Below are 21,519 nucleotides of genomic sequence, written 5' to 3'. Positions count from 1 at the left end.
GTCAGTGGACGAGGTGCTCCGCCAGCAGTTCGGAGACCCGCTCGGGGCGCTCCACCCCCACCAGGTGCGCGGCGCCGTCGACCACCTCGAACCGGCTGTCACCGATCCCGTCGGCCAGCCTGCGGCCGTGCCCCGGTGGCAGCAGCGGGTCGTGCGCCGCCGACACCACGAGGGTCGGCGAGCGCACCGCCGACACCAGGTGGCGCTGGTCCATGTCGGCGACGGCGTCGCAGATGGACGCGAACGCCCCGGAGTCGAGTGCGCCGATCCCCTCGGTGAAGCCCTCCACCACCTCCGGTCGCCGCTCCGCCATGCCCGGGGTGAACCAGGGCAGCACGACCTCCTCCGCGACGGCGGCGGTACCGGAGGCACGGACCTCGGACGCGACACGGCCCCAGTCGTGGGACTCCGGTGTGCGCGGGGCGGCGGTGACCAGCACGAGCCGGTCCAGTGTGCGCGGCGCGTTGGCGGCGATCCACACCAGCAGCGAGGCGCCGAGACCGGCGCCGACCGCGCAGACACGGGAGAACCCGTGCTCCTCCAGCAGGTGGAGGACGTCCAGCGCCAGTTCCTCGACTGTGTAGGGCCCCTTCGGGGCGGGGGAGACGCCGTGCCCCCGGTGGTCGATCCGCAGGACCCGCCGCTGACCGGTCAGCGCGGGCAGTTGGGGGTCCCACACCGACATCGTCGTGCCGAAGGGCGGAACGAGGAGTACGACGGGCGCGTGCCGCGGACCGTCGAGGCGGTACTGGAGCGGAACAAGGGCCAACGAGAACCTCCGGGTCGACGGAGGCCAGGTTATCCCCAGACCGCCCGAACCCTCCAGAAGGGCGGCGGGCCGCCTCAGAGCGCGGCGGCGACGGCCGCGCCGACGAACGCCCCGCCCAGCCCCGCCCCCACGGAGGCCAGGACGTTGGCGACCGCCAGGAACCAGGTCTCGCGCCGCATGAGCCGCAGGGTCTCGTACCCGAACGTGGAGTAGGTGGACAGGGCGCCGAGGAACCCGGTCGCGACCATGGCGTAGGCCCACTCGGGGAGGGCCAGGACCGTGACGGACCCGAGGAGCAGGCAGGCGGTCGCGTTGGCCGTGTGCGTCCCCCAGGGGAACACCGAGTCGTGGTGCGTCTGGACGAACCGGTCGGTGAGATAGCGCAGGGGCGCGCCCAGAGCGCCGCCGATCGCCACCATGAGCAGGGTCATCCGCGCCGCCCGGCCAGGCGCTCGGTCAGGGCCACCCCGGCCCAGGCCGCGGTCAGTCCGCCGACCAGGTTGGCCGCCAGGAAGAGCAGTGCCATCGCGGCCTGTCCTGCGGTGAGCAGGCCCTGGGCGTCGGCGATGTGCGTCGAGAAGGTCGTGTAGCCGCCGAGGAACCCGACCCCCAGGAAGGGGCGGAGCAGGGTCAGGCGCGGCAGGACGTCGGCGACCACCACCATGAGGACGCCGATGAGCAGGCAGCCGGTGACGTTGACGAACAGGGTGGAGACGGCGAAGCCGCCCCCGGGCAGTGCGGTGTCGGCCCCGTGCCGGGCGACCGCACCGAGCGCCCCGCCGAGCGAGATCGCGGCGAGCACGCGCCGCGGGGCGCGGTCGAGTTCGCGGCGCTGCCGGGGGACGTGCACGTCGATGTCGCTGTCGACGGGCAGCCCGTCCTCCTGGCGCTCCATGCCCGCCCTCCCTGTCGCCGGACACGGGGATCCTACCGCCCGCAGCCGGATCTCCCCCGAGGGCTCGGCCGCCCCGGCATCATGGTGGTGTCCCTGGACACACCCGTGAACCGGAGGACGCTGTGGGCCGGATGCGTATCGGTATCGATGACCAGGTCCCGCGCGACACCATGAGGCTCTCCGGTGCCCGCACTGAGGAGGAGGCCGTCGACACCGTGCTCAGAAGGCACGCGGCGCGCCACCGACGCGGCGTCGCACTCGAACACTTCGCCTGTCTCTCCCGGACGTGGGACTACGAGGGCTGGTCCGACTCGCGCGCCCGGGAGAGGAACCCCGAGGAGTGATCCGGTGACCGGGGAAAGAGGCGCCGACGACCTGCGAGGAAGCCGGGGAACCCCCGCTGAACCACCCGCACGCCACCCGCACAAAGGTGGCGAGGGCCGTCCCCGCATCCCCCCTCAAAGTACGGAGACGGCCCTCGCTCTGGGAAGCGGCCGACGACTCCTCCCCCCTGGAGTCGCGGCCTTGAAGGTCCGTTCGGCGGGAGCGACTCTGTCCCTCCCGCGTTGATAGAGACACTACCCAGGCACCCCCCGATTAACAACCCTCAGTCACAGATAATTACTTAAAGTGATCGTCATTCCTGTTTCCCGCCCGGGCCAAGCCTGCGGCGCCAGTGTCAACCAGGGGTCATGAGCCACCGCCCGGAGGCCGCGCATAGCCTGGTCCGGTGAGATCACCGCTGCTCAGTCCCCGCTGGCTCGGCCTGCACCTGATGGCCCTGCTGGTGGTCACCGTGTGCTCGGCCGGAACCTACTGGCAGTTCGTCAGCGCCTTCGAGCCCGAGCGCGAGGTGATCACCAACCCGGCCGAGGACCTCGCCGACGCCCGGCCCCTCGACACGCTCCTGGAGCCCGGCGAGTACATGCATCCGGGCTCCTTCGCCAACACCGCCGTCGAGGTGTCCGGCACCTACGACACCGGCGCCCAACTGCTGGTACCGCGTCTCCAGGACGGGGTCCGGGGGTTCGACGTCGTCCTCCCCCTGGTCACCGCCGACGGATCGGCCGTCGCCGTCAACCGGGGGTGGACCGAGACGCCCGGGGACGTCGCCGAGGCTCCCGAGGGACAGGTCACCGTCAGCGGGTGGCTCCTTCCGCCCGACGGGGCCGACGGAGTCGTCCCCGTCGAGACCTCCGGGGGGCAGGTGGAGCGGATCGCGGCTTCGGTCCTGGTCAACGAGTGGGACTACCCGCTCTACGAGGGGTACGTCACCCTTCCCGAACAGGATCCGGCGACCGGGTCACTGGCCCCGGTCCCCCCGCCCGAGCCGCCCACGGAGATCACCGTGAACTGGCGCAGCGCGAGCTACACCGTCCAGTGGGCGATGTTCGGGGTCTCGGCCGTCGCCTTCTGGATACTGCTCGTGCGCCGCGAGCTGAGGGACGCCCGCTCCGAGGGGAGCGGGCGGGACACCGGCGGCGGTCAGCCGGTCGCGGCGGGCTGAGCCGGAGCGGGGTCCGCCTCCCGTGCGGCCCGCTCGTCCCTGACCACCCTGCGCTCGACCACGAAACCGAGCACGGGGACCGTGCCCGCCAGCACCACGCCCAGGGTGCGGCCCGCACCCCAGCGGCGGCCGAGCGAGACCCACAGCACGACGAGCACGTACACCATGTAGATGTAGCCGTGCGGCATCGCGATGAACAACATCAGCGGGGACTCGGGGCCGAACCAGTGCTCCAGCCCCGGGGGAGCCGGGACCAGGGAGAACCGCGCCGTCTCCCCCACCAGGTACTTCGCCGGCATGGCCACGAAGGTCAGGCCGAGCAGGAAGACACCGGTCACGTACGCCAGCACCCGGTACAGCGTGAACGACACGCGTGCGCTGTCCACCTTCTCCTCACCCCATCCACGAGACTGTGCCCCGGCGGCCGGGGCTCCCTCCCGAGGCTAAACGCCGCCCGGAACCGCCCGGTTCCGGGGTACCCGCAGGTGGAGCGGGATCACACCGCCACCGACCGGTTGCGGACCGCCGTCCGCAGCGGGCTGCTCCAGCGCCCGTCCGAACTGGCCGTCCAGGCGCGGGGGATCATGCGCAGCGACAGGTAGGCGTCCACCAGGCGCACCGGGAAGAAGAACAGCCCGTACACCAGGTAGGACGGCCGACGGCGGACCATCGCCATGACGCAGGTGAGGGCGTAGTCCGGCACGAACAGGCCGACCAGGATCGCCATCGGCGGCAGGAGGGCCGTCACCGCCGTGTACCCCTCGCCGTAGTAGGGCCATCCCAGGACCGCCTCCCCGCCGACCACGCCCACCAGGACGAACAGGCCGATGGCGGCCGTCACCAGCAGGACCGCGGAGACGAGCACCACCTCGACCACGTACAGGGCCAGGGCCAGCCAGAACGATCCGGGCCACACCCCGTGTCGGCGGATCGTCTGCCAGAAGCCCAGCGTCCAGCGGCCCACCTGCTTGTAGTAGTCCCTGAGCGTGAAGGGGTCCTGGCTGTAGGCCTTGGTGTCGGGGTTCAGCGAGATCCGGCCCAGCCTCTTGCGCTGGAGCTCGAAGGTCATGTTGAAGTCCTCGATCACCAGCCCCTTGGGGTTGACCTCGATCTCCCGGAGGGCGCTGCTGCGGTAGACGCTGGCGAAGCCGGGCACGATGAAGGCGGTGTTGGTGCGCTTCCAGGTCTGCCCGAAGCGCATGAGGTACTGGAGCATGAAGTAGAGGCGGTCCCGGTAGGCCGAGATCAGTCGGCCGATGAAGGAGCGCTCGCGCGGCTTCCACTCCGACACGACGAACCCGGCGACGGCGGCGACATCCGGGTCCCGCAGTTGGCGCTTGGCCCCCGCCACGTACCCGCTGTCCAGCTCGGTGTCGGCGTCGAGGATGAGCACGCCGTCATAGTTTTCGGTCAACTGGAACTCGTCGATCACCGCCTCCAGCGCGCCGGCCTTCCCGCGATTGGTGAGCAGTTCCAGCACATTGACCCCGGTTCCGGCCGCGATCTCGGCGGTGGCGTCCTTGGAGGAGTCGGAGACGACGTAGACGTCCTTGCGCTCGAACAGCCGCAGCGCCGACGCGATGGCGCCGCCGATCACGGGCTCCTCGTTGTGGGCCGGGATGATGACGGCGAGCCGGAGTTCGGGCTCGACGGCCTCCGCCGGCGCACCGCCGCCGGGCGGGGCGAGGAGGTCCGTGGAACCGGGCTCCGCTCCGAGTCCGGCCACGGCGGACCCGCCGCCCGGGGCCGCGCCGACCAGGACGCGCTCGGGCTCGGCCCCCTCGGCGATCCGCTCGTGCTCGGGCTCGGCCTCCCCGCGGCCGCGGGTGAGGGACCGGACCGAGTCCTCACCGAGCCGCAGCAGCCCGATAACGGTCCACAGCAGCAGGTTGGCACCGAAGGCCAGCCACAGGAAGACGTAGGCCAGTGTGCCACCGCCCGCACCTTCCGCGGTGGTGGTGGCGAAGTCGAGCCAGTAGGCGAAGAACACGACCGCCAGGGCGAGGGCGACCAGTCCGGCCACCAGCCCTCCGATCAAACGCGCGATACGCACAGCCTTGGAACCTTTCCGAAAGGCATCGGTTTTCGGACCGACATGAAACGTAAGGTCGGCGTTAGGTTGACGCCTCACGACACGGATCGGTTCACCCGACTTCGCGTCCTATGTAGGCCACGCAAATCGTATCCACGGGCTTGCGGGAGGTGGTACCCATTAGAGGATATTTGAGCCGGCACCCGGTGGCACCAGGTGCGCCGGTTGATAGAGCGGTGCCCGATATCAGTGGGAATTGACATCGATACAGGACACACGGTGACACCGAGAACACCAGGCGGAACGCATACCACACCCATCAAAACAGGGTTCGACGCCACCAGAACGGTGCGCGAAACGTAGGACGACTGGAAGACACCCGAAGCTCCGGTGAAACTACGTACCCCGGTTTGCGCATCTTCCTCACCGGCCACCAGAAAATTACATGAAGCACCCTAAAGGGACAAGGGTCACAAGTAGACAACACGTATCGACGGAAGGCGGCACACGGACGCCCCGGCACGTCTCACGCACACGGACCGATCACCCCTGGACCCGGTGCACGACTCTCCCGAACCACCCCCTCGAAGGATGGGACAGCGGCATGTTGAACACTGACTGGTCCCAGGAACGCCTCCTGGTCCTGGCCCCCCACCCGGACGACGAGACCCTGGGCTGCGGCGGCCTCATCAGCAAGGCCAAGAACGCGGGGGCCGAGGTCTTCGTCCAGTTCGCCACGGTCGGCGACACCGCCGACCGGTCCCCCCGGGGCTTCTCCACAGCGGAGGAGCGCTTCGTCGAGATCAAGAAGGTCTGCGAGCACTACGGGTGGGACGACTGGCACATGGCCCTGCCCGGTGACGACTTCCATCTCAGGCTCGACCTGGCCGGCCGGCTCCGGCTCGCCCAGGTGTTCGAGCAGGAGAGCCCGATCTCGATCGCGCGCATCCGGCCGACGGTGGTCCTCGCCCCCCACCCCACGAGCTACAACCAGGACCACCGCGCGGTCGCCGAGGCCGCGCACACCGCGCTGCGGCCCTCCAACGCCGCGTCACGGCACCACCCGCGCCTGGCGCTCGCCTACGAGGAGGCCGCCGACCAGTGGCGGACCGAGGCGGTCATCCCGCCCAACCTCCTGGTCGAACTGTCAGAGAAGGAGTTGTCGGACAAACTCCTGGCGATGGAGACCTACGGGTCGCAGAGCCATCCGCACCCGCACACCCGCTCCTCCCTCACCCTGCGCAGCCTCGCCGTCCTGCGCGGTATGCAGGCCGGGGTCCCCCTCGCGGAGGGGTTCCACGTCCTGCGCTGCCTGGCCTGACCGACGGAGCGTCTCCTCAAGATCGGCACACGTCCCCACCCGTCACCTGTGTGCAATCCGTCCAGTGAAGTACAGACAGAACAACACCTCTAATGGAGGGTTCCAACCATGAAGACCCTGGTGACCGGCGGAGCCGGTTTCATCGGCTCGCATCTGTGCGACCACCTCGTAGCGCACGGACACCACGTCACCGTCCTGGACGACCTGTCCACGGGCACGACCGAGAACCTCGCGGGCGTCATGGACGCCCCGGGCTTCACCTTCGTCCACGGGGACATCCTCGACCGGGACCTCGTCGACGGCCTGGTCGCCGAAGCCGGCTGCGTCTACCACCTGGCCGCGGCCGTGGGTGTCCACACGATCGTCGACAACCCCCTGCGCTCCCTGCGGACCAACCTGCACGGGACGGAGAACGTGGTCGAGGCCGCGGTCGCGCACAAGGTCCCGTACATGGTCGCCTCGACCAGCGAGGTGTACGGCAAGAACGACGCCGACGGCCTGCGGGAGGACGACGACCGCATCTACGGTTCCCCGATCAAGAGCCGCTGGTCCTACGCCGCCGCCAAGGGGCTGGACGAACTCGTCGCCTACGTCCACGGGTCCCAATCCGGCGTCCCGTGCGTCATCACCCGCTTCTTCAACGTGGTCGGACCCCGCCAGACCGGGCGGTACGGCATGGTGGTGCCGCGCTTCGTCGGCCAGGCCATGGCCGACGAGCCCGTCACGGTGTACGGCAGCGGCACGCAGCGCCGGTGCTTCGGTTCGGTGTTCGACGTCGTCCCGGCCCTGCCCAAGCTGATGGAGACCCCCGAGGCCTACAACCGCGCCGTCAACCTCGGCGGGCGCGAGGAGGTCTCGATCAAGGGCCTCGCCGACCGCGTGGTGGAGCTGACCGGCTCCGCCAGCGCCATCACCTACACGGACTACGAGGAGGCCTACGGCGAGGGGTACGAGGACATGCAGCGCCGCTACCCCGACACCTCGCTGGCCAAGCAGCTCATCGGCTTCGAGCCCACGCGCGGCCTCGACGACATCATCCGCTCGATCGTCGACCACCGCCGCGCGGCCCGCCCCGTGCCCGCCTGACCCGCGGTTCCACCCCCGGCGCCCCCGGTGCGTCCCGCCCGCACCGGGTGCCGCGCACGCCGTCTGACACCGCTGGCGACACGTCAGGCGAGCAGCGCGCCCGCCGCCAGCACCGCGCTCAGTCCCAGGACCCCGGCGCTGAGCACCCCCATCGCCCACGGTCGGGCCAGGGTGAGCGGTGGAAGCCCGGTCCCGGGCTCCCGCGTGCCCCGCCCGGTGCGCCGCCACCGGAGCCAGAGGTGCAGGCTCAGCACGGCGCACAGGAGGAGCATCCCCGTCAGGGCCGCCATCCGCAGGACCGGCGGTGCCGCAGGGACAGGGCTCTGTCCGGGGGCCAGCTCCCCCCGCACGTACAGCACGCCCACCACGAGCGCCAGGAGCAGGGTCCGGTACCAGGACAGGAGGGTCCGCTCGGGTTGCAGGCCCGGGTCGCGCTCCCCGTCGCCGGTCACCGCAGGTTCCCCCAGAGGATGATCACGCACACCGCGAAGACCGCGAAGGCGGCGACGGCCGGCAGCAGACCCATGCGCAGGGTTCCGCCCCGGCTCATGATCCGCTGCACGCGGTACCAGCGCAGCGGCGCGTAGACCGCGATGACGGCGGCCAGGAGCGCGAGGACCAGGCCCACCGTGGTGCGCTGGACCCCGGCCCAGTCGAGCGGCAGCAGGTGCAGGACGGCGACGGCCCCGGCGAGGAGGGCGAGCGCCGTACGCAGCCACGCCAGGAAGGTGCGTTCGTTGGCGAGGGTGAAGCGGTAGTCGACGGGACCGCCCTTCCCGGATTCCTCAGAGCCCATCGCCGCTCCGTTCTCCCTGACCGGGGGGATACCGCTCTGTCACCGACCCTAGTGCTCGTGCTTCCCGCCCTCCAACAGGACCGGCGCCCGTGTCGCGCCGGAGGGGGAGGAGGGCGGGCGGGTGCGGCCCGGTCCGAGGTTCGCCCCACGGCGAGATCAAGCGCCGAGGTTCTCCCTGAGGCGAACCTCGGACTGAGAATCCGTCATAGGGCGAACCTCGACGGCAAGATGCGAGTCTCTGTGTGCGCCCGGGGTTGTGCCGACGGCTCTCGGAGCGTCTAGCGGGTCACCAGGGACAGCAGTGACACCCACTCGCCAGCGGATACCGAGACCGTCCCCTGGTCCCTGTTCTGGGTGTCCCTGACATCGGCGCTCCCCGTAGAGGACAGCCGTGCCTCTACGCAGTTGCCGCCGTTCATTGAGTACGGGGACTTCTTCCAGCCATCGCTAAGCATCTTCAGCAGCTTCCTTCAAGACACTTAGGGAGTCTTCGAGCGGACGCGCGTAGCCCAACGCAGCGCGTGCAAGATCTCGGATCTGTGTCAGGTCAGAGGGTTCACTGAACACCACGTTACCCCGCACGTGATCGCTGGTAGCCACCTCCGTACCGTCCTTCAATGAGCGCTTTTCATCCTGCTTCGCGGAGTTGAAGGACGAGCACGGCTCGGGTGATCTCTCCTGCTCGGTGCGGGCAGCACCGCAGCCGGCGCAGGACGTCCCAGTTCTTGGGCTGGGCGTTGGCCCTCTCACCAGGTGAGCGGAGCTTGGCGTGCTCGGAGTTGGCGTCCTTCTTCCACTGCGGCTTACCCCGGCCCTTGAACGGGCAGAACACCGCCTCCGACAGGCCCACGTACCCCTTGTCACCCAGGCCGAGCAGGCCCGAGGCCTTGATGCGCTCGGCGTTCTTCCATACCCGGGCGGCTCTGGTGTCGTGCACCGAGCCGAGCAGCGACCACGACGTCCACAGGGGTTCGCCGTCGGGCGCTGCCACCACCTGGATGTTCATGCCGTGCTGCTTGTGCTTACCGGAATAGAACGGGCGGTCGGCCGCGACGCGGTCACAGGCGATCAAGGTGCCGTCCACGATCACGTACCCCCATCCCTTGCGGCGCGCCCGGCGCAGCCCCTGTTCCAGGGTGGGTGCCTGCTTCGCGAGCAGGGCCGTGGTCTCGCGCACGTACCGCCAGGCGGTCGTGGTGCCCACCTCGAAACCGGCCGCGAGGTGGGTGAACGTCTCGCCCTTGTACAGGTGGACCAGGACGAGCAGGGCCTGCTGCGCTGGATCCAGGCGCCGCCATCGGGAACCGGTGTTCTTGCGGTGGGTGCGGATGGTGCGGGCGGCCAGGTTCAAGGTCCGGCGTGACAGGGGCAGCGCGGCACGGTAGAAAAGCATGTGGAGCCTCTGGTGGGCTGGTTTTCTTGGTCGTTAACTCATCTACCAGGGGCTTCTTGCTGTCAGGGGAGGTTTCGGGTAGTCGGTGCGAGCCTGTGACCAGCACCTTCAGGATGAAAAAGGCTCACTGGGCGAACCTCACCGCCCCCCGTCTCCATATTCTGGACTGGGAGTGCTGGGGCAGGCTGCCGAGGGGAGCCGACGCGGCCACACTCTGGGCTTCCGCCTTCTGCGTACCCGAACTGGTGAAGGAGGTCCAGAGACGTTTTCACGACGATCTCTCCTCGCGAGACGGGAGGATCTGCAAACTGTGGATCTCCTATAAACTATCGCGCGCCGATATCGAAAGAACGCACGGACCAGAACACCTGGAGCGGTTGCGCTCCGTCCAGGCAGACCTGATCGAGTCTTTGTCCTGAACTCGCCCCGGCCCCCGGCAACCGTCCGACCGGGGGCCTGCGAGCGGGACACGGCGCGTTCCACGACCGCTGCGCCGTCAGTGCGTGAAGACGAACGGGCGCAGGCCGCCCGGAACGGCCCCGGGGGCGACGTCGAACACCGCCCACACGTGCGTGCCCAGGTCGGCCCACGGTGCGAGGCGGAAGTATCCCCAGGCTGTGGACAGCGCTTCGACGAGCAGCAGCCCGCGCCCGCCCTCGGCCCGGTCCCAGTCCTGCCCCGTGCGCCCGGTGGGGATACACGGCGCACCGCCCCCGCCGCCGGAGTCGCTGAAGGACAGACGCAGCGTGCGCTCGTCGGGCATGGACAGGCCCCGGATCACCTCGCCCCAGGCCCGCCCGGGGTCGGTGTACTTCGCACAGTTGGCGTGCAGCTCACTGGCGCAGAGCTGGAGGGTGTCCACCAGGTCGGGGGCGAACCCGGCCAGGTCGGCGGCGAGGTCGGCGCGGACCCGGGCGAGTTCGTGGAGTTCTCCGGCGTAGACGCGCGGCTCCCAGAACACGAGCGGGCGGGGCTGCTCGACGATCACGGTGTTCACGCGGCCACCCCGCTCCGCCGGTCGGCGCGCTGGTCCTGCCAGAGGCGGACCAGTCGCGCGAGTTCGTCGAACTCGCCGGGTACCGGCGGGGGCGGACCGGCGAGCAGGTCCCCGGCCGGGGTCGGGCGAGGCACGGGGACGTCCGGGTGCGCGGTGGTGGGCACGGGCGCCGCGTGGGCGGGGACGTAGGGCGTTTCCCTCCGGGCGGAGGCCGGAACCCGGGGGCGGCGCGGGCCGGGGGTGGTGGCGCGGGCGCGCAGGCGGCGGGCGGGGTGGGCCTGGCCGTAGGCCAGTGCGCGCTCGTAGGCGGTGTAGTAGGGCCGCACCAGGGCGGCCTCGCGAGCGGGCATGCGCACGGTGGGCGGCGCGAGTCCGGGTGCGGGTTCGGGAACCGCGGGTGTGGCGTGCGGTACCGGAGGCACGGCGGGCCCGGCGTCCTGTTCGGGGGCGGGCGCCGGCGTGTAGCGGCGGACCCGGGCCGCGCGGCGGCGGACGTGGCGTCCGCGCGCGGGCAGGAGGAGGGCTTCGAGGGTCTCCAGGGCAGACCTGAGGACCGCACGGCTAGAATGAGCCATGTCGGCAATCCTTTGCTTCAAGGTGTGTCTTGCTGACCACGACCCCGGCCGGTTGATAACCGTCGCGGGGTCTTCGTCGTATGCAGTTGGGCTTTCGAGAAGAAGGTTAGGGCATGCGGGGTGTGGTGTCGCACTTTTCTGCGAAGTCGGGGGTGAGAAAGTTCGCCCTGACGGGCATTCTCCCAGCTCAGAGCGGTTCACAGAAAGGGATGAGTCCTTTTCGTGCCCGCGTCAGAACTATCCCGTTGGTCCGAATTGAAAGCATTTGCACACCCCACCGGGCACACAAAGGGAGACCGGGGTTCGCCCCACGGCGAGATCGAGCGCCGGGGTTCGCTCTGGGACGAACCCCGGGCCGAAGGTTCGCCCCACGGCGAACCCCGGCGGCAGGGCGTGCTCCCGTCCGTGTCGAACGGCTCACGGAGACACGGCTCCATGGAACAAACACGCGCACGCATCCGCTGTAGGACTGGAGGAGGAAGGCGGTTGGCCGACGGCCGACCCGCAGACGACGATCAGTTCCAGGAGCCCCCGTGCCCACAGTCGAGCTCACCAAAGACAACTTCGCCGAGACGCTCAAGGACAACGAGTTCGTTCTCATCGACTTCTGGGCCGACTGGTGCGGACCCTGCCGCCAGTTCGCCCCCGTGTTCGAGAAGTCCGCGGACAAGCACACCGACATCGTGCACGCCAAGGTGGACACCGAGGCCCAGCGCGAACTCGCCTTCGAATTCAAGATCCAGTCCATCCCGACCCTGATGATCGTGCGCGACGCCACGATCATCTACAACGAGCCGGGCGCCCTCCCCTCCGAGGCCCTGGAGAGCCTGATCACCCAGGCCCGGGAGCTGGACATGGACGAGGTGCGCGAGAAGCTCGCCGAGCAGGAGGCCGGGAGCCAGCAGTAGCGGGCGGGCACCGGCGACAGGCCCCGGGCACCCCGATCGACGGGTACCCGGGGCCCTCCTGTTAGCGTTGCGCCGCGAACGCCGCCGCGCGAGGCGGCGACCGCCCCGCGGGCACGTCATCCACCCGTTCGCCGAACGCACGGAAACCGTCACCAAGGCCTTCGGAGCGACGAACCCGGCGCACGGGTCCGGCGCCCCGACCCCCGAGGTAGGGACGGCGCGCGGCCGCTTCTGAGATCACCGCCCGCGTTCACTTTGACCTCCGGATTCGTTCACCTCCACTTCATTCGGACACCTTTGCATGGGTACGACCGCGTACTGCGGCATCTGCCCCCTCAAGACCGCACAAGTTCCGTCCGACCGGAAGTGGCCTCATGTCTGTCAGCAACACCGAGTCTTCCCACGGCGTCTCCCCCGACACCGTCCGGTACAACCGGGAGGTCCCCGGACTGGACGACCCCGTCTTCGAGGTCAGCGACCTCTCCATCCACTACGGCAGCAACAAGGCCGTCCGCGACGTCAACATGAAGGTCGGGCCCCGCCAGATCACCGCCATGATCGGCCCCTCCGGCTGCGGCAAGAGCACCGTGCTGCGGACCCTCAACCGCATGAACGACCTCATCCCCGAGGCCCGCGTCGAGGGCAAGGTCACCTTCCACGGCGAGGACCTCTATGACCCGGCCGTCGACCCCATCGAGGTCCGCCGCCGGATCGGCATGGTCTTCCAGAAGCCGAACCCGTTCCCCAAGTCGATCTACGACAACATCGCCTTCGGCCCCCGCATCATGGGCAAGCGCAGCGGCCTGGACGACGTGGTCGAGGAGGCCCTGACCAAGTCGGCCCTCTGGGACGAGGTCAAGGACAAGCTCAAGGACAGCGCCTTCGCCCTCTCCGGCGGTCAGCAGCAGCGCCTGTGCATCGCGCGGGCGATCGCGGTGAACCCCGAGGTCATCCTGATGGACGAGCCGTGCTCGGCGCTCGACCCCATCGCGACCCTCAAGATCGAGGACCTGATGTACGAACTCGCCCACGAGTTCACCATCGTCATCGTCACCCACAACATGCAGCAGGCGGCGCGCGTCTCGGACCGGACCGCGTTCTTCACCGCGGCCGTCGACGACAACGGCGACCGCTACGGGAGCCTGGTCGAGTTCGACGAGACGCCGACGATCTTCAGCAAGCCCGCCGACAAGCGGACCGAGGACTACATCTCCGGCCGCTTCGGGTAAGCCACACACCCCGGCCGCTCCCCCTTTCGACGAAGTGGATCACCCATGACCGCGTTCATCCCCTCCGCCTCAGTCCCGCGGCCGTCGGCTGCTTCGGACGAGGGGGAGCGGATGGAGCGGTCCGACGGCGCGGATCGGCTGGAAGGGCCGGTCCGCGTCCTGCTGGTCGAACCGGAGTCGGAGCAGTCCCACCAGCTCGTGCTCTCCCTCAGCGGACACGACATGGACATCACCGTGTGCGTGGACGGGGCCGAGGCGCTGCTGCGCATCGGCATGATCCGCCCAGACGCCCTCATCACCAGCGCCGCCCCTCCCGAGATCGAACTGGACACACTGGTACGGGTCACGCGGCGCGCCACGGACATCCCCATCCTCATCGGGGTGGGCACGGGCGACTCCCAGCTCGCCCTGCGCGCCCTGGCGGCCGGCGCCACCGCGTGTGTGAACCGCCCCTACCGGATCCCCGAACTCTCCGCCCTGCTCCGCGGCTCCCTCCCGGGTTCCGACGCCTCCTCCCCCGTGGACGGCGCCCGGCAGCCTGTGGCCCTCAAATCCGGCTCGCTGGAGCTCGACGCCCTGGGGCACCGGCTCTTCGTCGACGGGAACCCCGTCAACCTGGCGCTCCGGGAGTTCGGCATCATGGACTTCCTCATGCGGCACAGCGGGCGCGTGGTCAGCCGCGAGGAACTGTGGACCGAGGTGTGGCGTAAACCGCTGCCCCCGGTGAACAACACGATCGCCGTGCACATCCGGCGCCTGAGACACAAGCTCGGCGACTCCGAGTCCCAGCCGCGGTTCATCCACACGGTCCGCGGCATCGGCTACCGGCTGGACACCCTCACCTCTTGACCCCCCGCCTCCCCGAACCGGCGCTCCTCCACCCGCCCCGGCGCCGGCCCGCACGAACGGCCGGACCCCGAACGTACCGAAGCCCCCGCACAGCGGGGGCTCGTCCTGTCTTCCGGGGTCGGCGGCCGGGCCGCGCCTACGCGTCGGCCTCGGGCACGGTGAGCCGGTAGCCCACCCCGTGGACCGTGCGGATCCACCGAGGGCGCGCCCGGTCGTCTCCCAGACGCCTGCGCAGCCGCATGATGTGGACGTTGAGGGTGTTGCTCCGTACCGACGTGTCGTCCGCCCAGGCCGCGCGGATCAGCTCGTGACGGGGGACCACGGCGTCGACGTTGACGGCCAGGTGCCGCAGCAGCAGGTGTTCCGTGGGCGGCAAGGCCACGAACACGCCGTCCAGGCGCAGCGCGGGGGCTCCGCCCTCCACCAGCAGCCGTCCGAGGTCGATGGCGTCCGCGCTCTGGGGACCGCGGCCGATGCCCCGGACCAGTGCCGACCGCAGCGCGGGCAGCAGGTCGTCGCCGCGGTGGGGGCGCTCGACCGTGAGCGTCGCCCCGAGGGAACGCGCCGTCTCGGTGTACGGCGCGTCCCCGAACGGTACCCCCACGACCACGGGCAGGGCCGGGTCGGAGCTACGCACGATGCGCAGGAACTCCAGCGTGTCGATCGGCCCCTCCATAGCTCCTAGGAGCACGGCGTCGGGGGCCTCCCTGCCGAGGAGCAGCAGGGCTCTGGGCGCCTCGGCGCAGTAGAGGGCATCGATCGGCTCGTCCGCCAACAGTGCGCGCAACCGGGCCTCGGCATGCTCGTCGGACTCGACCGCCAGTAGCAGCGGTCGTCGCTCCGAGACCAACGGAGACTCCACGCGTGGTCCTCCAGTGACGGGACGGACCCGGTACGGCGACGGTGGCGCCGACCGGTGTACTGACCGAACGAGAGGACCGACGGGTGACCACGGGCACCGACGGGGGCGCGCCCGCAGGCGCTCCCCTCATCTCTTGTTCTTGTTCTCATAGTGGTTGCGCAGCCAGATGGCGAACGAGTTCATCGTCAACAGCACGGCGAGCATGAGGATCACACCTGCCGCGGCGAGAACCCGGAACTCCTCCTGGGGACGGCCCGCGTAGTTGTAGATCTGCACCGGCAGCACCGAGTACTGGTTCTCGAAGAACGACGGGTCGAAGGTCACGAACGTGACCGCTCCGACCAGCAGCAGCGGAGCGGCCTCACCGATGGCCCGCGAGACGGAGAGGATGAGCCCCGTCAGGATGCCGGGCAGCGCGCCGGGGAGGACGTGGTGCCAGATCGTCTGCCACTGGCTGGCCCCGAGGCCGAGCGAACCCAGGCGGGTGGAGTTCGGCACGGCCTTGATCGCCTCACGGGAGGCGAGGATGACCGTCGGCAGGACGAGCAGTGACAGTGTGAGCGAGCCCGCGGCGGCCACGAACCCGAGGCTGAGCGGTCCGCGGACGATGAACGCCAGGCCCAGGATGCCGAACACGATGGAGGGCACGGCGGCCAGGTTCTGGATGTTCACCTCGATGAGGCGGTTCCACCAGCGGGTGTTGTCCGCGTACTCCTCCAGGTAGATCGCCGCTCCCACGCCCACCGGGACGATGAACAGCACGACGCCGCCGATCACCCAGAGCGTGCCGAGGATGGCGGTCCGGTATCCGGCGCTCTCGGGCCGGATGGAGGAGGGGCCCTCGAAGATGAGCTCGGGCCCCAGGCGCGGGGCACCTTCGACGAGCGACCAGATGATGATGGCCGCCAGGCCCAGCAGCGCGAACCCCATGCCGAGCAGCAGCAGGGCACGGAACAGCACGTTGGCCACGCGGTCGCCCTTGGACGACGTGGTGAAGATGCTGTCGGTGGCCGCCCGCGCGCCCGCGACGGCCAGTCGCGACCTCTGGGGCTGCTTTCCCTTGTCGATGACCATTTACTCGTACACCTCACGGAAGCGGCGGACCAGACGGGTCGCGATGATGTTCATGATCAGCGTCATCGTGAACAGCAGGGTGCCGACGGCGAAGATCGTGTCGTAGACGACCGTGCCCTGCGCGATGTCACCGGTCGCGGTACCACCGATGTAGGCGGTCATGGTCTGCGCCGAGTTGAACCAGTCGAACGTCAGGTTCGGGTTGCCCGCGCCCGCCGCGATGAGGACGACCATCGTCTCACCGATGGCGCGCGAGGTGCCGAGCACGATGCCGGCGATGATGCCGGAGATCGCGGCGGGGAACACCACGCGCAGGGTCACCCGCATCTTGCTGGCCCCGAGCGCGTAGGCGCCCTCCCGGAGCCCGCCGGGAACGGACCGCATGGCGTCCTCGGCGACCGAGGCGACCAGCGGCACGATGAGCAGACCCACGGCCACACCGGCGACACCGATGGAGAAGGGGGTCTCCCAGGGGAAGAACGGGAACAGGCTCTCCGCCAGCGGCCGCATGAAGAAGAACGCGAAGAGGCCGATCGCGACGGTGGGGATGCCCTCCAGGACCTCCAGCACCGGCTTGACGACCTTGCGCACCGCGGGCGAGGCGTACTCGGACAGGTAGATCGCCGAAGCGAGGCCGATCGGGATCGAGACCGCGAGGGCGGTCACGACGACGATCATCGTGCCCACGACGATCGGCAGGACACCGAACGAGGGGTTGGCGAACGCCGGCGCCCACGTGGTCCCGAAGAGGAACTCGGTGATGGTGATCTGTCCGAAGAAGTTCACCGTGGGGATGACGAGCGCGACGACGATACCCGTCGTCACGATGATGGAGAAGGCCGCACAGATGGCGAGGAAGGTCTTGATGCCCTTCTCGCCGATGCGTGAACGACCGGCGCCCTTGAGCGGCCGGCGCTGGTCAGCGCCGGCCGCCGGGGTCGCCATGTTGCTATCAGCCATGGCTTAGCTTTCAGATCGCGTTTCGACTAGCTGGTGAGCGACTCGATCTTCGCGGTGGCGTCGGCCATCTGGTCGTCGGTCAGCGGAACGAAACCGGCGAGCTCGGTGATCTCACCGGAGTTGTCGATGTAGAAGTTCATGAACTCGACGGCGGCCTGCTCCTGCAGGGCCAGGTCGCTGGCGTAGACGTAGAGGCCACGGCCCAGCGGGCTGTAGGAGCCGTTCTGGACGTTCTCCAGGGTGGGCTCGACGCAGCCTTCGCCACCGTCGATCTGGAGCGCCTTGACGGAGTCGCCGGCCTCGGTGAAGTAGGAGTAGGGGACGTAGGCCATGGCGCCGAGGTCGCCCTCGACACCCACGATGGCGGCCTGGTCGTCCTCACCGATGTCGGTGTAGTCGGTGCGGATCACGCCTTCCTCACCGTTGACGGCCTCGGTGAAGTAGTCGAAGGTGCCGGAGTCGGTGCCCGGGCCGTAGAGGGTGATGTCCTCGCCGGAGAGGTCACCGGACTCAAGGCCGTCCACGTCGCCCCAGGTGGCGACGGTGGAGCCCTCGTTCCAGATCTGGTTGGCCTGGTCGATGCTGATGCAGTCGATCGGGTTCTCGGGGTTGACGATGATGCCGAGAGCGTCGTTGGCGACCTGGACCTGCTCGAAGGCGATGTCGTTGCCCTCGCAGGCCGCGGCCTCCTCGTCCTTGATCTCGCGGGAGGCGTCGTTCATGTCGGTCTCGCCGTTGCAGAACTTCTCGAAACCGCCACCGGTGCCGGACATCGCGACCGAGACCTGGACGTCGGGGTACTGCTCCATGAACAGCTCAGCGGCCACCTCGGAGAGGGGGCCGACGGTGCTGGAACCGTCGATCTGGATGCTGCCGGACACCTCGGAGCCGCCCTCGGAGGCGTCGTCGCCGCCCTCGGATCCGCCCTCGGAGCCGCCACCGCAGGCGGTGAGCGCGAACGGAATCGCTACGGCGACACCGGCGACCTGAAGCCACTTCTTAGAGATCACGTGGAAATCCTCGACTCATAACTTTCGGCCGACGGGGGGAGCCGCCGACCCGGTGCAGGGACCACTCGGCGAGTCCCGCCGAGCACGACCACCATGCAAAGCCGTCCAACTGATCAGGGAAGAGAGAAAAGGTGAACGAAAGGTGAAGGGGCCGACTCAATTCGGCCGCCCCCCCACCGAACCGCGACTCCGAGGATGCGTCATATCACCGAGTGCGATAGGCGCATCGGTCCCCACCCTCCGGGAAAATCGGCTCCCACCCCTTATGAGCTGCGAAAACACGCGCCGATCCGGCCAGACCCGGTTATCGGTCCGACCCGGATCCGGGTTCGAATCCGCCCCGAAATCCGGCATGTACGGACTCAGATCGACCAACGACAGGACGGTCCGGCCCCGCTCTGCGGCGGCCCCGGCAACTCCCGGAGGGCGCCCTCTCCCCACGCACCGACCGCCGCGGCGGCCCCCACGGCCCGGCCGGGCCGACGCCCCGCGACCTTCCTGACCGACGGCCCCCACCGATACCCTGGCGCGAGCCGCACCGACCCCCGGAAGGACGCCCCCATGGCCGAGGCCAGCGAATACGCCGCCACCTTCGACCTCGTCGACACCGACGGCGACGGACTCATCTCCGTCGACGAACTCCACGCGCTCATGGGCAACCTGGGCGACGACTGCACCCGGGAGCGCGCCGCCGCCGTGGTGCGCTCCATGGACACCGACGGCGATGGACGCATCTCCCTGGAGGAGTTCGCCGCGTACATGGACCGGCAGTAGGAGGCCCCCACCGCCGGACACGGGGGATCCGCCTTCCGGAACCGCCCCCGCCCCGATAGCCTTGCGCCGCGAGAACACGGCCCCGACCCCTGGAGACGAGCGCAGATGTCCGACACCAACGAGTACGCGACGACCTTCGCCTTCGTGGACGCCGACAGCGACGGACGCATCTCCGCCCAGGAGTACGCCGACCTCATGCACCGCCTGGGCGACAGTTGCACCGAGGAACAGGCCGCGCAGGCGATCGAGGCGATGGACACCGACGGCGACCATCTGATCACCCTGGAGGAGTTCACCGCCTACATGTCCGACTCCCAGGCCTGACCCCGGCCCCACCAGGGCCGGCCGGCCAGGTAGACCATGTCGGGCACGCCCCGGGCGACGGGCACCTCGATGGCCTCCACCGAGGCGAAGCGCTCCCGCAGCGCCGCCTCGAAGGAGGGGACCGCGTTGGCGCTCCAGAAGGACAGCAGGCCGCCCGGGGCGAGCAGCGCGGTGAGCCTGTCCAGCCCGGCCGCGTCGTAGAGCCGGGCGTTGTTCTCCACCACCGTCCAGTCCGGACCGTTGTCGGTGTCCAGGCACAGGAGGTCGTAGCGGACCGGTTCCGGCTCGGCGGCGGCCCGCGCCAGCCAGTCCACGAGGTCGGCGCCCACCACCCGGCAGCGCGGGTCCCGGTGGACGTACCCGGCGGCCTCACCGAGTTCGCCGTCGTGCCAGGCGATCACCGCGGGTTCGAGTTCGACGACGTCCACCCGGGCCACCCTCGGGTGGTCGAGCGCCTCGCGGGCGGAGAAGCCCACACCCAGGCCGCCGATCAGCACCCGTGCGCGCGACCTGCCCCGCGGCAGCGCGGCCAGGCCCGCGCGCACCAGTTCACGCTCCGAGGTCCCGTCGCGGGTGTCCATGAGGAACACACCGTTGGAGTAGATCTCGTAGTGCGCCCCCACCCGGCGCAGGACCAGGTCGCCTCCGGTCTCACCCGTGATCCGGGCCAGGGTCCGCGTGTCTTCCTCGGTGCGTGGCGTCTGCATGCCCACCATTGTGCCGCTGGCTCCAGGCTCGCGCGCGGCACCGGCGTCGGGAGCGGGATCGACCTGGAAGCTACTCACGAGTAGCTTGGGGGGTGGCGCACCAGGAGAGGAGAGGCACATGACACCGGACAACCGCTGGGAAAGGCTGCGCGGGGCGGCCCCCTTCGCCCTCGGGGGCCTGTTCGTGGCCTCCGGGCTGCTCCACTTCGCCGCGCCGCGACCGTTCGAGGCCATCGTGCCCCGGAGCCTGCCCGCCCGCCGCGCCCTCGTGTACGGCAGCGGAGCGGCCGAACTGGCCTGCGGGGCCGGACTGCTGGCCCGTCGGCGGTGGGCCGGGCCAGCCAGCGCGGCGCTGCTGCTCGCGGTGTGGCCCGCCAACATGAGGATGGCCCTGGACGCGGGCTCGGGACGGCTTCCCGGGATCGCCGACAACAGGGCGCTCGCCTGGGGACGGGTCCCCCTCCAGATCCCCCTGGTCTGGGCGGCCCTCCAGTCCCGGCCCAGGCCGGAGCCCGGCTCGGCGGCCTGAGGGCTCCGGCACACCACCTCCGGCCCTGCGCCGGACGCGGGGCCGGAGGGCCGCTACAGGCGGCAGGCGTAGATGTCGGTGACCAGGATGGCGCGGGCGCCCAGGCGCCACAGGTCGTCCATGATGCGCTGGGCGTCCTTGCTCGGCACCATCGAGCGGACCGCGACCCAGCCCTCGCGGTGCAGCGGCGAGACGGTGGGGCCCTCCATGCCGGGGGTCAGCGCCACCGCCTCCTCCAACCGCTCCGCGTGGACGTCGTAGTCCATCAGCACGTAGTCCCGGGCCACCAGGACGCCGCGCAGGCGCCGCAGCAACTGGTCGATCTTGGGGTCCTCGGCCGCGCCCGAGGGCCGGATGACGACCGCCTCCGAACGCAGGATCGGGTCGCCGAAGGTCTCCATGCCCGCCTGGCGGAGCGTGGTGCCGGTGGAGACGACGTCGGCGACCGCGTCGGCCACGCCGAGCTTCACGGAGCTCTCCACCGCGCCGTCGAGGTGGATCACCCGGGCGTCGACGCCCCGCTCGTCCAGGTAGGAGCGGAGCAGGCCGTCGAAGGAGGTGGCGATGCGCTTGCCGTTCAGGTCGGCGACGGTCATGCCCGCCCCGCCCGGTGCGGCGAAGCGGAAGGTGGAGGCGCCGAAGCCCAGGGCGAGGACCTCGTCGACCGCCGCCCCGGAGTCGAGCAGCATGTCGCGGCCGGTGATCCCGGCCTGGAGGATGCCCTCGCCCACGTAGACGGCGATGTCCTTGGGGCGGAGGAAGAAGAACTCGGTCTCGTTGTCGGGGTCGACCATGACCAGGTCGCGGGAGCTCTTGCGCTGGCGGTACCCCGCCTCGCGCAGCATCTCGATCGCGGGTTCGGACAACTGGCCCTTGTTGGGCACGGCGATGCGCAGTAGGTCGGACACGGGTGGCTTCCTTA

General features: G+C 69.9%; 27 protein-coding genes. 10 read left to right on the top strand and 17 right to left on the bottom strand.

Annotation, left to right across the window (positions count from 1 at the left end; translation table 11 throughout):
* Position 1 precedes the first annotated feature (1 nt).
* The 3 genes from ACFHWE_RS18935 to ACFHWE_RS18925 all read right to left on the bottom strand — a co-directional run bounded on the left by ACFHWE_RS18935 (position 2) and on the right by ACFHWE_RS18925 (position 1,664).
* Entirely contained in the window at positions 2–769 is a 768-nt protein-coding gene (locus ACFHWE_RS18935; protein WP_416603009.1) for an alpha/beta fold hydrolase, read from the bottom strand.
* A gap of 74 nt (positions 770–843) precedes the next feature.
* On the bottom strand, positions 844–1,200 hold the full coding sequence (locus ACFHWE_RS18930; RefSeq protein ID WP_416603008.1) for a fluoride efflux transporter FluC: 357 nt from the start codon (positions 1,198–1,200) through the stop codon (positions 844–846).
* The gene (locus tag ACFHWE_RS18925; protein WP_416603007.1) at positions 1,197–1,664 is read right to left on the bottom strand and encodes a fluoride efflux transporter FluC; all 468 of its coding nucleotides are present in this window, start codon (positions 1,662–1,664) and stop codon (positions 1,197–1,199) included. Before ACFHWE_RS18925 ends, ACFHWE_RS18930 begins: the two co-directional genes overlap by 4 nt.
* A gap of 131 nt (positions 1,665–1,795) precedes the next feature.
* On the opposite strand from ACFHWE_RS18925, the gene ACFHWE_RS18920 reads away from it, so the two are divergent.
* Positions 1,796–2,008: a type II toxin-antitoxin system VapB family antitoxin gene (locus ACFHWE_RS18920; protein WP_416603006.1), complete on the top strand. Its 213-nt coding sequence runs from the start codon at positions 1,796–1,798 to the stop codon at positions 2,006–2,008.
* Positions 2,009–2,394: 386 nt separating this feature from the next.
* Entirely contained in the window at positions 2,395–3,171 is a 777-nt protein-coding gene (locus ACFHWE_RS18915; RefSeq protein WP_416603005.1) for an SURF1 family protein, read from the top strand.
* On the opposite strand, the gene ACFHWE_RS18910 is transcribed toward ACFHWE_RS18915, so the two are convergent.
* Both ACFHWE_RS18910 and ACFHWE_RS18905 read right to left on the bottom strand, forming a co-directional pair.
* Positions 3,150–3,557, bottom strand: a complete 408-nt coding sequence (locus tag ACFHWE_RS18910) for a DUF3817 domain-containing protein (RefSeq protein WP_416603004.1) — start codon at positions 3,555–3,557, stop codon at positions 3,150–3,152. The two genes, ACFHWE_RS18915 and ACFHWE_RS18910, sit on opposite strands and share 22 nt — an antisense overlap.
* Positions 3,558–3,667: 110 nt before the next feature.
* A complete protein-coding gene (locus ACFHWE_RS18905) occupies positions 3,668–5,224 on the bottom strand; it encodes a glycosyltransferase family 2 protein (RefSeq protein ID WP_416603003.1) in 1,557 nt (518 codons plus the stop codon).
* 586 nt (positions 5,225–5,810) lie between these two features.
* On the opposite strand from ACFHWE_RS18905, the gene ACFHWE_RS18900 reads away from it, so the two are divergent.
* Entirely contained in the window at positions 5,811–6,524 is a 714-nt protein-coding gene (locus ACFHWE_RS18900; protein WP_416603030.1) for a PIG-L deacetylase family protein, read from the top strand.
* A gap of 108 nt (positions 6,525–6,632) precedes the next feature.
* A complete protein-coding gene (locus ACFHWE_RS18895) occupies positions 6,633–7,610 on the top strand; it encodes an NAD-dependent epimerase/dehydratase family protein (RefSeq protein ID WP_416603002.1) in 978 nt (325 codons plus the stop codon).
* Positions 7,611–7,693: 83 nt separating this feature from the next.
* On the opposite strand, the gene ACFHWE_RS18890 is transcribed toward ACFHWE_RS18895, so the two are convergent.
* The 6 genes from ACFHWE_RS18890 to ACFHWE_RS18865 form a co-directional block, all read right to left on the bottom strand.
* Positions 7,694–8,062, bottom strand: coding sequence for a DUF202 domain-containing protein (locus tag ACFHWE_RS18890; protein WP_416603001.1), 369 nt, complete (start codon positions 8,060–8,062; stop codon positions 7,694–7,696).
* Positions 8,059–8,406: a DUF202 domain-containing protein gene (locus tag ACFHWE_RS18885; protein WP_416603000.1), complete on the bottom strand. Its 348-nt coding sequence runs from the start codon at positions 8,404–8,406 to the stop codon at positions 8,059–8,061. The genes ACFHWE_RS18890 and ACFHWE_RS18885 overlap by 4 nt, the downstream gene beginning before the upstream one ends.
* 278 nt (positions 8,407–8,684) lie before the next feature.
* A complete protein-coding gene (locus ACFHWE_RS18880) occupies positions 8,685–8,861 on the bottom strand; it encodes a DUF397 domain-containing protein (RefSeq protein WP_416602999.1) in 177 nt (58 codons plus the stop codon).
* Positions 8,862–9,034: 173 nt separating this feature from the next.
* A complete protein-coding gene (locus ACFHWE_RS18875; protein WP_416602998.1) occupies positions 9,035–9,799 on the bottom strand; it encodes a transposase family protein in 765 nt (254 codons plus the stop codon).
* A 496-nt stretch (positions 9,800–10,295) separates the two neighbouring features.
* Positions 10,296–10,796: an ATP-binding protein gene (locus ACFHWE_RS18870; RefSeq protein ID WP_416602997.1), complete on the bottom strand. Its 501-nt coding sequence runs from the start codon at positions 10,794–10,796 to the stop codon at positions 10,296–10,298.
* Positions 10,793–11,371, bottom strand: a complete 579-nt coding sequence (locus ACFHWE_RS18865) for a hypothetical protein (RefSeq protein WP_416602996.1) — start codon at positions 11,369–11,371, stop codon at positions 10,793–10,795. The genes ACFHWE_RS18870 and ACFHWE_RS18865 overlap by 4 nt, the downstream gene beginning before the upstream one ends.
* A gap of 533 nt (positions 11,372–11,904) precedes the next feature.
* Here ACFHWE_RS18865 and trxA point away from each other — a divergent pair.
* From trxA to ACFHWE_RS18850, 3 genes are all read left to right on the top strand, one after another.
* Complete coding sequence (trxA, locus tag ACFHWE_RS18860) at positions 11,905–12,279, top strand: thioredoxin (protein WP_416602995.1); 375 nt, start codon at positions 11,905–11,907, stop codon at positions 12,277–12,279.
* A gap of 374 nt (positions 12,280–12,653) precedes the next feature.
* A complete protein-coding gene (pstB, locus tag ACFHWE_RS18855) occupies positions 12,654–13,508 on the top strand; it encodes a phosphate ABC transporter ATP-binding protein PstB (protein WP_416602994.1) in 855 nt (284 codons plus the stop codon).
* Positions 13,509–13,553: 45 nt separating this feature from the next.
* Positions 13,554–14,357 (top strand): winged helix-turn-helix transcriptional regulator, encoded by an 804-nt coding sequence (locus tag ACFHWE_RS18850; RefSeq protein ID WP_416602993.1) that lies wholly within the window; start codon positions 13,554–13,556, stop codon positions 14,355–14,357.
* A gap of 136 nt (positions 14,358–14,493) precedes the next feature.
* On the opposite strand, the gene ACFHWE_RS18845 is transcribed toward ACFHWE_RS18850, so the two are convergent.
* The 4 genes from ACFHWE_RS18845 to ACFHWE_RS18830 form a co-directional block, all read right to left on the bottom strand.
* Positions 14,494–15,219 (bottom strand): response regulator transcription factor, encoded by a 726-nt coding sequence (locus ACFHWE_RS18845; protein WP_416602992.1) that lies wholly within the window; start codon positions 15,217–15,219, stop codon positions 14,494–14,496.
* Positions 15,220–15,345: 126 nt separating this feature from the next.
* Positions 15,346–16,293: a phosphate ABC transporter permease PstA gene (gene pstA / locus ACFHWE_RS18840; RefSeq protein WP_416602991.1), complete on the bottom strand. Its 948-nt coding sequence runs from the start codon at positions 16,291–16,293 to the stop codon at positions 15,346–15,348.
* Entirely contained in the window at positions 16,294–17,253 is a 960-nt protein-coding gene (gene pstC / locus ACFHWE_RS18835) for a phosphate ABC transporter permease subunit PstC (RefSeq protein WP_416602990.1), read from the bottom strand.
* A gap of 26 nt (positions 17,254–17,279) precedes the next feature.
* Positions 17,280–18,263, bottom strand: a complete 984-nt coding sequence (locus ACFHWE_RS18830; protein WP_416602989.1) for a PstS family phosphate ABC transporter substrate-binding protein — start codon at positions 18,261–18,263, stop codon at positions 17,280–17,282.
* A gap of 561 nt (positions 18,264–18,824) precedes the next feature.
* Here ACFHWE_RS18830 and ACFHWE_RS18825 point away from each other — a divergent pair.
* Positions 18,825–19,037: an EF-hand domain-containing protein gene (locus ACFHWE_RS18825; RefSeq protein ID WP_416602988.1), complete on the top strand. Its 213-nt coding sequence runs from the start codon at positions 18,825–18,827 to the stop codon at positions 19,035–19,037.
* Positions 19,038–19,142: 105 nt separating this feature from the next.
* Positions 19,143–19,361, top strand: a complete 219-nt coding sequence (locus tag ACFHWE_RS18820) for an EF-hand domain-containing protein (RefSeq protein WP_028649177.1) — start codon at positions 19,143–19,145, stop codon at positions 19,359–19,361.
* Here ACFHWE_RS18820 and ACFHWE_RS18815 read toward each other — a convergent pair.
* A complete protein-coding gene (locus tag ACFHWE_RS18815; protein WP_416602987.1) occupies positions 19,337–20,068 on the bottom strand; it encodes a spermidine synthase in 732 nt (243 codons plus the stop codon). The genes ACFHWE_RS18820 and ACFHWE_RS18815 overlap by 25 nt on opposite strands.
* A 118-nt stretch (positions 20,069–20,186) precedes the next feature.
* On the opposite strand from ACFHWE_RS18815, the gene ACFHWE_RS18810 reads away from it, so the two are divergent.
* Entirely contained in the window at positions 20,187–20,597 is a 411-nt protein-coding gene (locus tag ACFHWE_RS18810; protein WP_416602986.1) for a DoxX family protein, read from the top strand.
* 53 nt (positions 20,598–20,650) lie between these two features.
* Here ACFHWE_RS18810 and hisG read toward each other — a convergent pair whose 3' ends face one another.
* Positions 20,651–21,505, bottom strand: a complete 855-nt coding sequence (gene hisG / locus ACFHWE_RS18805; RefSeq protein WP_416602985.1) for an ATP phosphoribosyltransferase — start codon at positions 21,503–21,505, stop codon at positions 20,651–20,653.
* Positions 21,506–21,519 lie beyond the last annotated feature (14 nt).

Origin of the sequence: Nocardiopsis sp. LOL_012 (assembly GCF_048060475.1) — a bacterium.
Lineage (GTDB): Bacteria > Actinomycetota > Actinomycetes > Streptosporangiales > Streptosporangiaceae > Nocardiopsis.
Note: the sequence above shows the minus strand (reverse complement) of the source record. Positions and strands in the feature narration are given on the sequence as shown.

What these genes read in the sequence shown, in the direction of transcription:
- ACFHWE_RS18930 (WP_416603008.1), bottom strand. Translation starts at nt 1,200, where the DNA reads ATGACCCTGCTCATGGTGGCGATCGGCGGCGCTCTGGGCGCGCCCCTG.
- ACFHWE_RS18925 (WP_416603007.1), bottom strand. Translation starts at nt 1,664, where the DNA reads ATGGAGCGCCAGGAGGACGGGCTGCCCGTCGACAGCGACATCGACGTG.
- ACFHWE_RS18920 (WP_416603006.1), top strand. Translation starts at nt 1,796, where the DNA reads ATGCGTATCGGTATCGATGACCAGGTCCCGCGCGACACCATGAGGCTC.
- ACFHWE_RS18895 (WP_416603002.1), top strand. Translation starts at nt 6,633, where the DNA reads ATGAAGACCCTGGTGACCGGCGGAGCCGGTTTCATCGGCTCGCATCTG.
- ACFHWE_RS18885 (WP_416603000.1), bottom strand. Translation starts at nt 8,406, where the DNA reads ATGGGCTCTGAGGAATCCGGGAAGGGCGGTCCCGTCGACTACCGCTTC.
- ACFHWE_RS18880 (WP_416602999.1), bottom strand. Translation starts at nt 8,861, where the DNA reads ATGCTTAGCGATGGCTGGAAGAAGTCCCCGTACTCAATGAACGGCGGC.
- ACFHWE_RS18875 (WP_416602998.1), bottom strand. Translation starts at nt 9,799, where the DNA reads ATGCTTTTCTACCGTGCCGCGCTGCCCCTGTCACGCCGGACCTTGAAC.
- ACFHWE_RS18865 (WP_416602996.1), bottom strand. Translation starts at nt 11,371, where the DNA reads ATGGCTCATTCTAGCCGTGCGGTCCTCAGGTCTGCCCTGGAGACCCTC.
- pstB (WP_416602994.1), top strand. Translation starts at nt 12,654, where the DNA reads ATGTCTGTCAGCAACACCGAGTCTTCCCACGGCGTCTCCCCCGACACC.
- ACFHWE_RS18850 (WP_416602993.1), top strand. Translation starts at nt 13,554, where the DNA reads ATGACCGCGTTCATCCCCTCCGCCTCAGTCCCGCGGCCGTCGGCTGCT.
- pstA (WP_416602991.1), bottom strand. Translation starts at nt 16,293, where the DNA reads ATGGTCATCGACAAGGGAAAGCAGCCCCAGAGGTCGCGACTGGCCGTC.
- pstC (WP_416602990.1), bottom strand. Translation starts at nt 17,253, where the DNA reads ATGGCTGATAGCAACATGGCGACCCCGGCGGCCGGCGCTGACCAGCGC.
- ACFHWE_RS18825 (WP_416602988.1), top strand. Translation starts at nt 18,825, where the DNA reads ATGGCCGAGGCCAGCGAATACGCCGCCACCTTCGACCTCGTCGACACC.
- ACFHWE_RS18820 (WP_028649177.1), top strand. Translation starts at nt 19,143, where the DNA reads ATGTCCGACACCAACGAGTACGCGACGACCTTCGCCTTCGTGGACGCC.
- ACFHWE_RS18815 (WP_416602987.1), bottom strand. Translation starts at nt 20,068, where the DNA reads ATGCAGACGCCACGCACCGAGGAAGACACGCGGACCCTGGCCCGGATC.
- ACFHWE_RS18810 (WP_416602986.1), top strand. Translation starts at nt 20,187, where the DNA reads ATGACACCGGACAACCGCTGGGAAAGGCTGCGCGGGGCGGCCCCCTTC.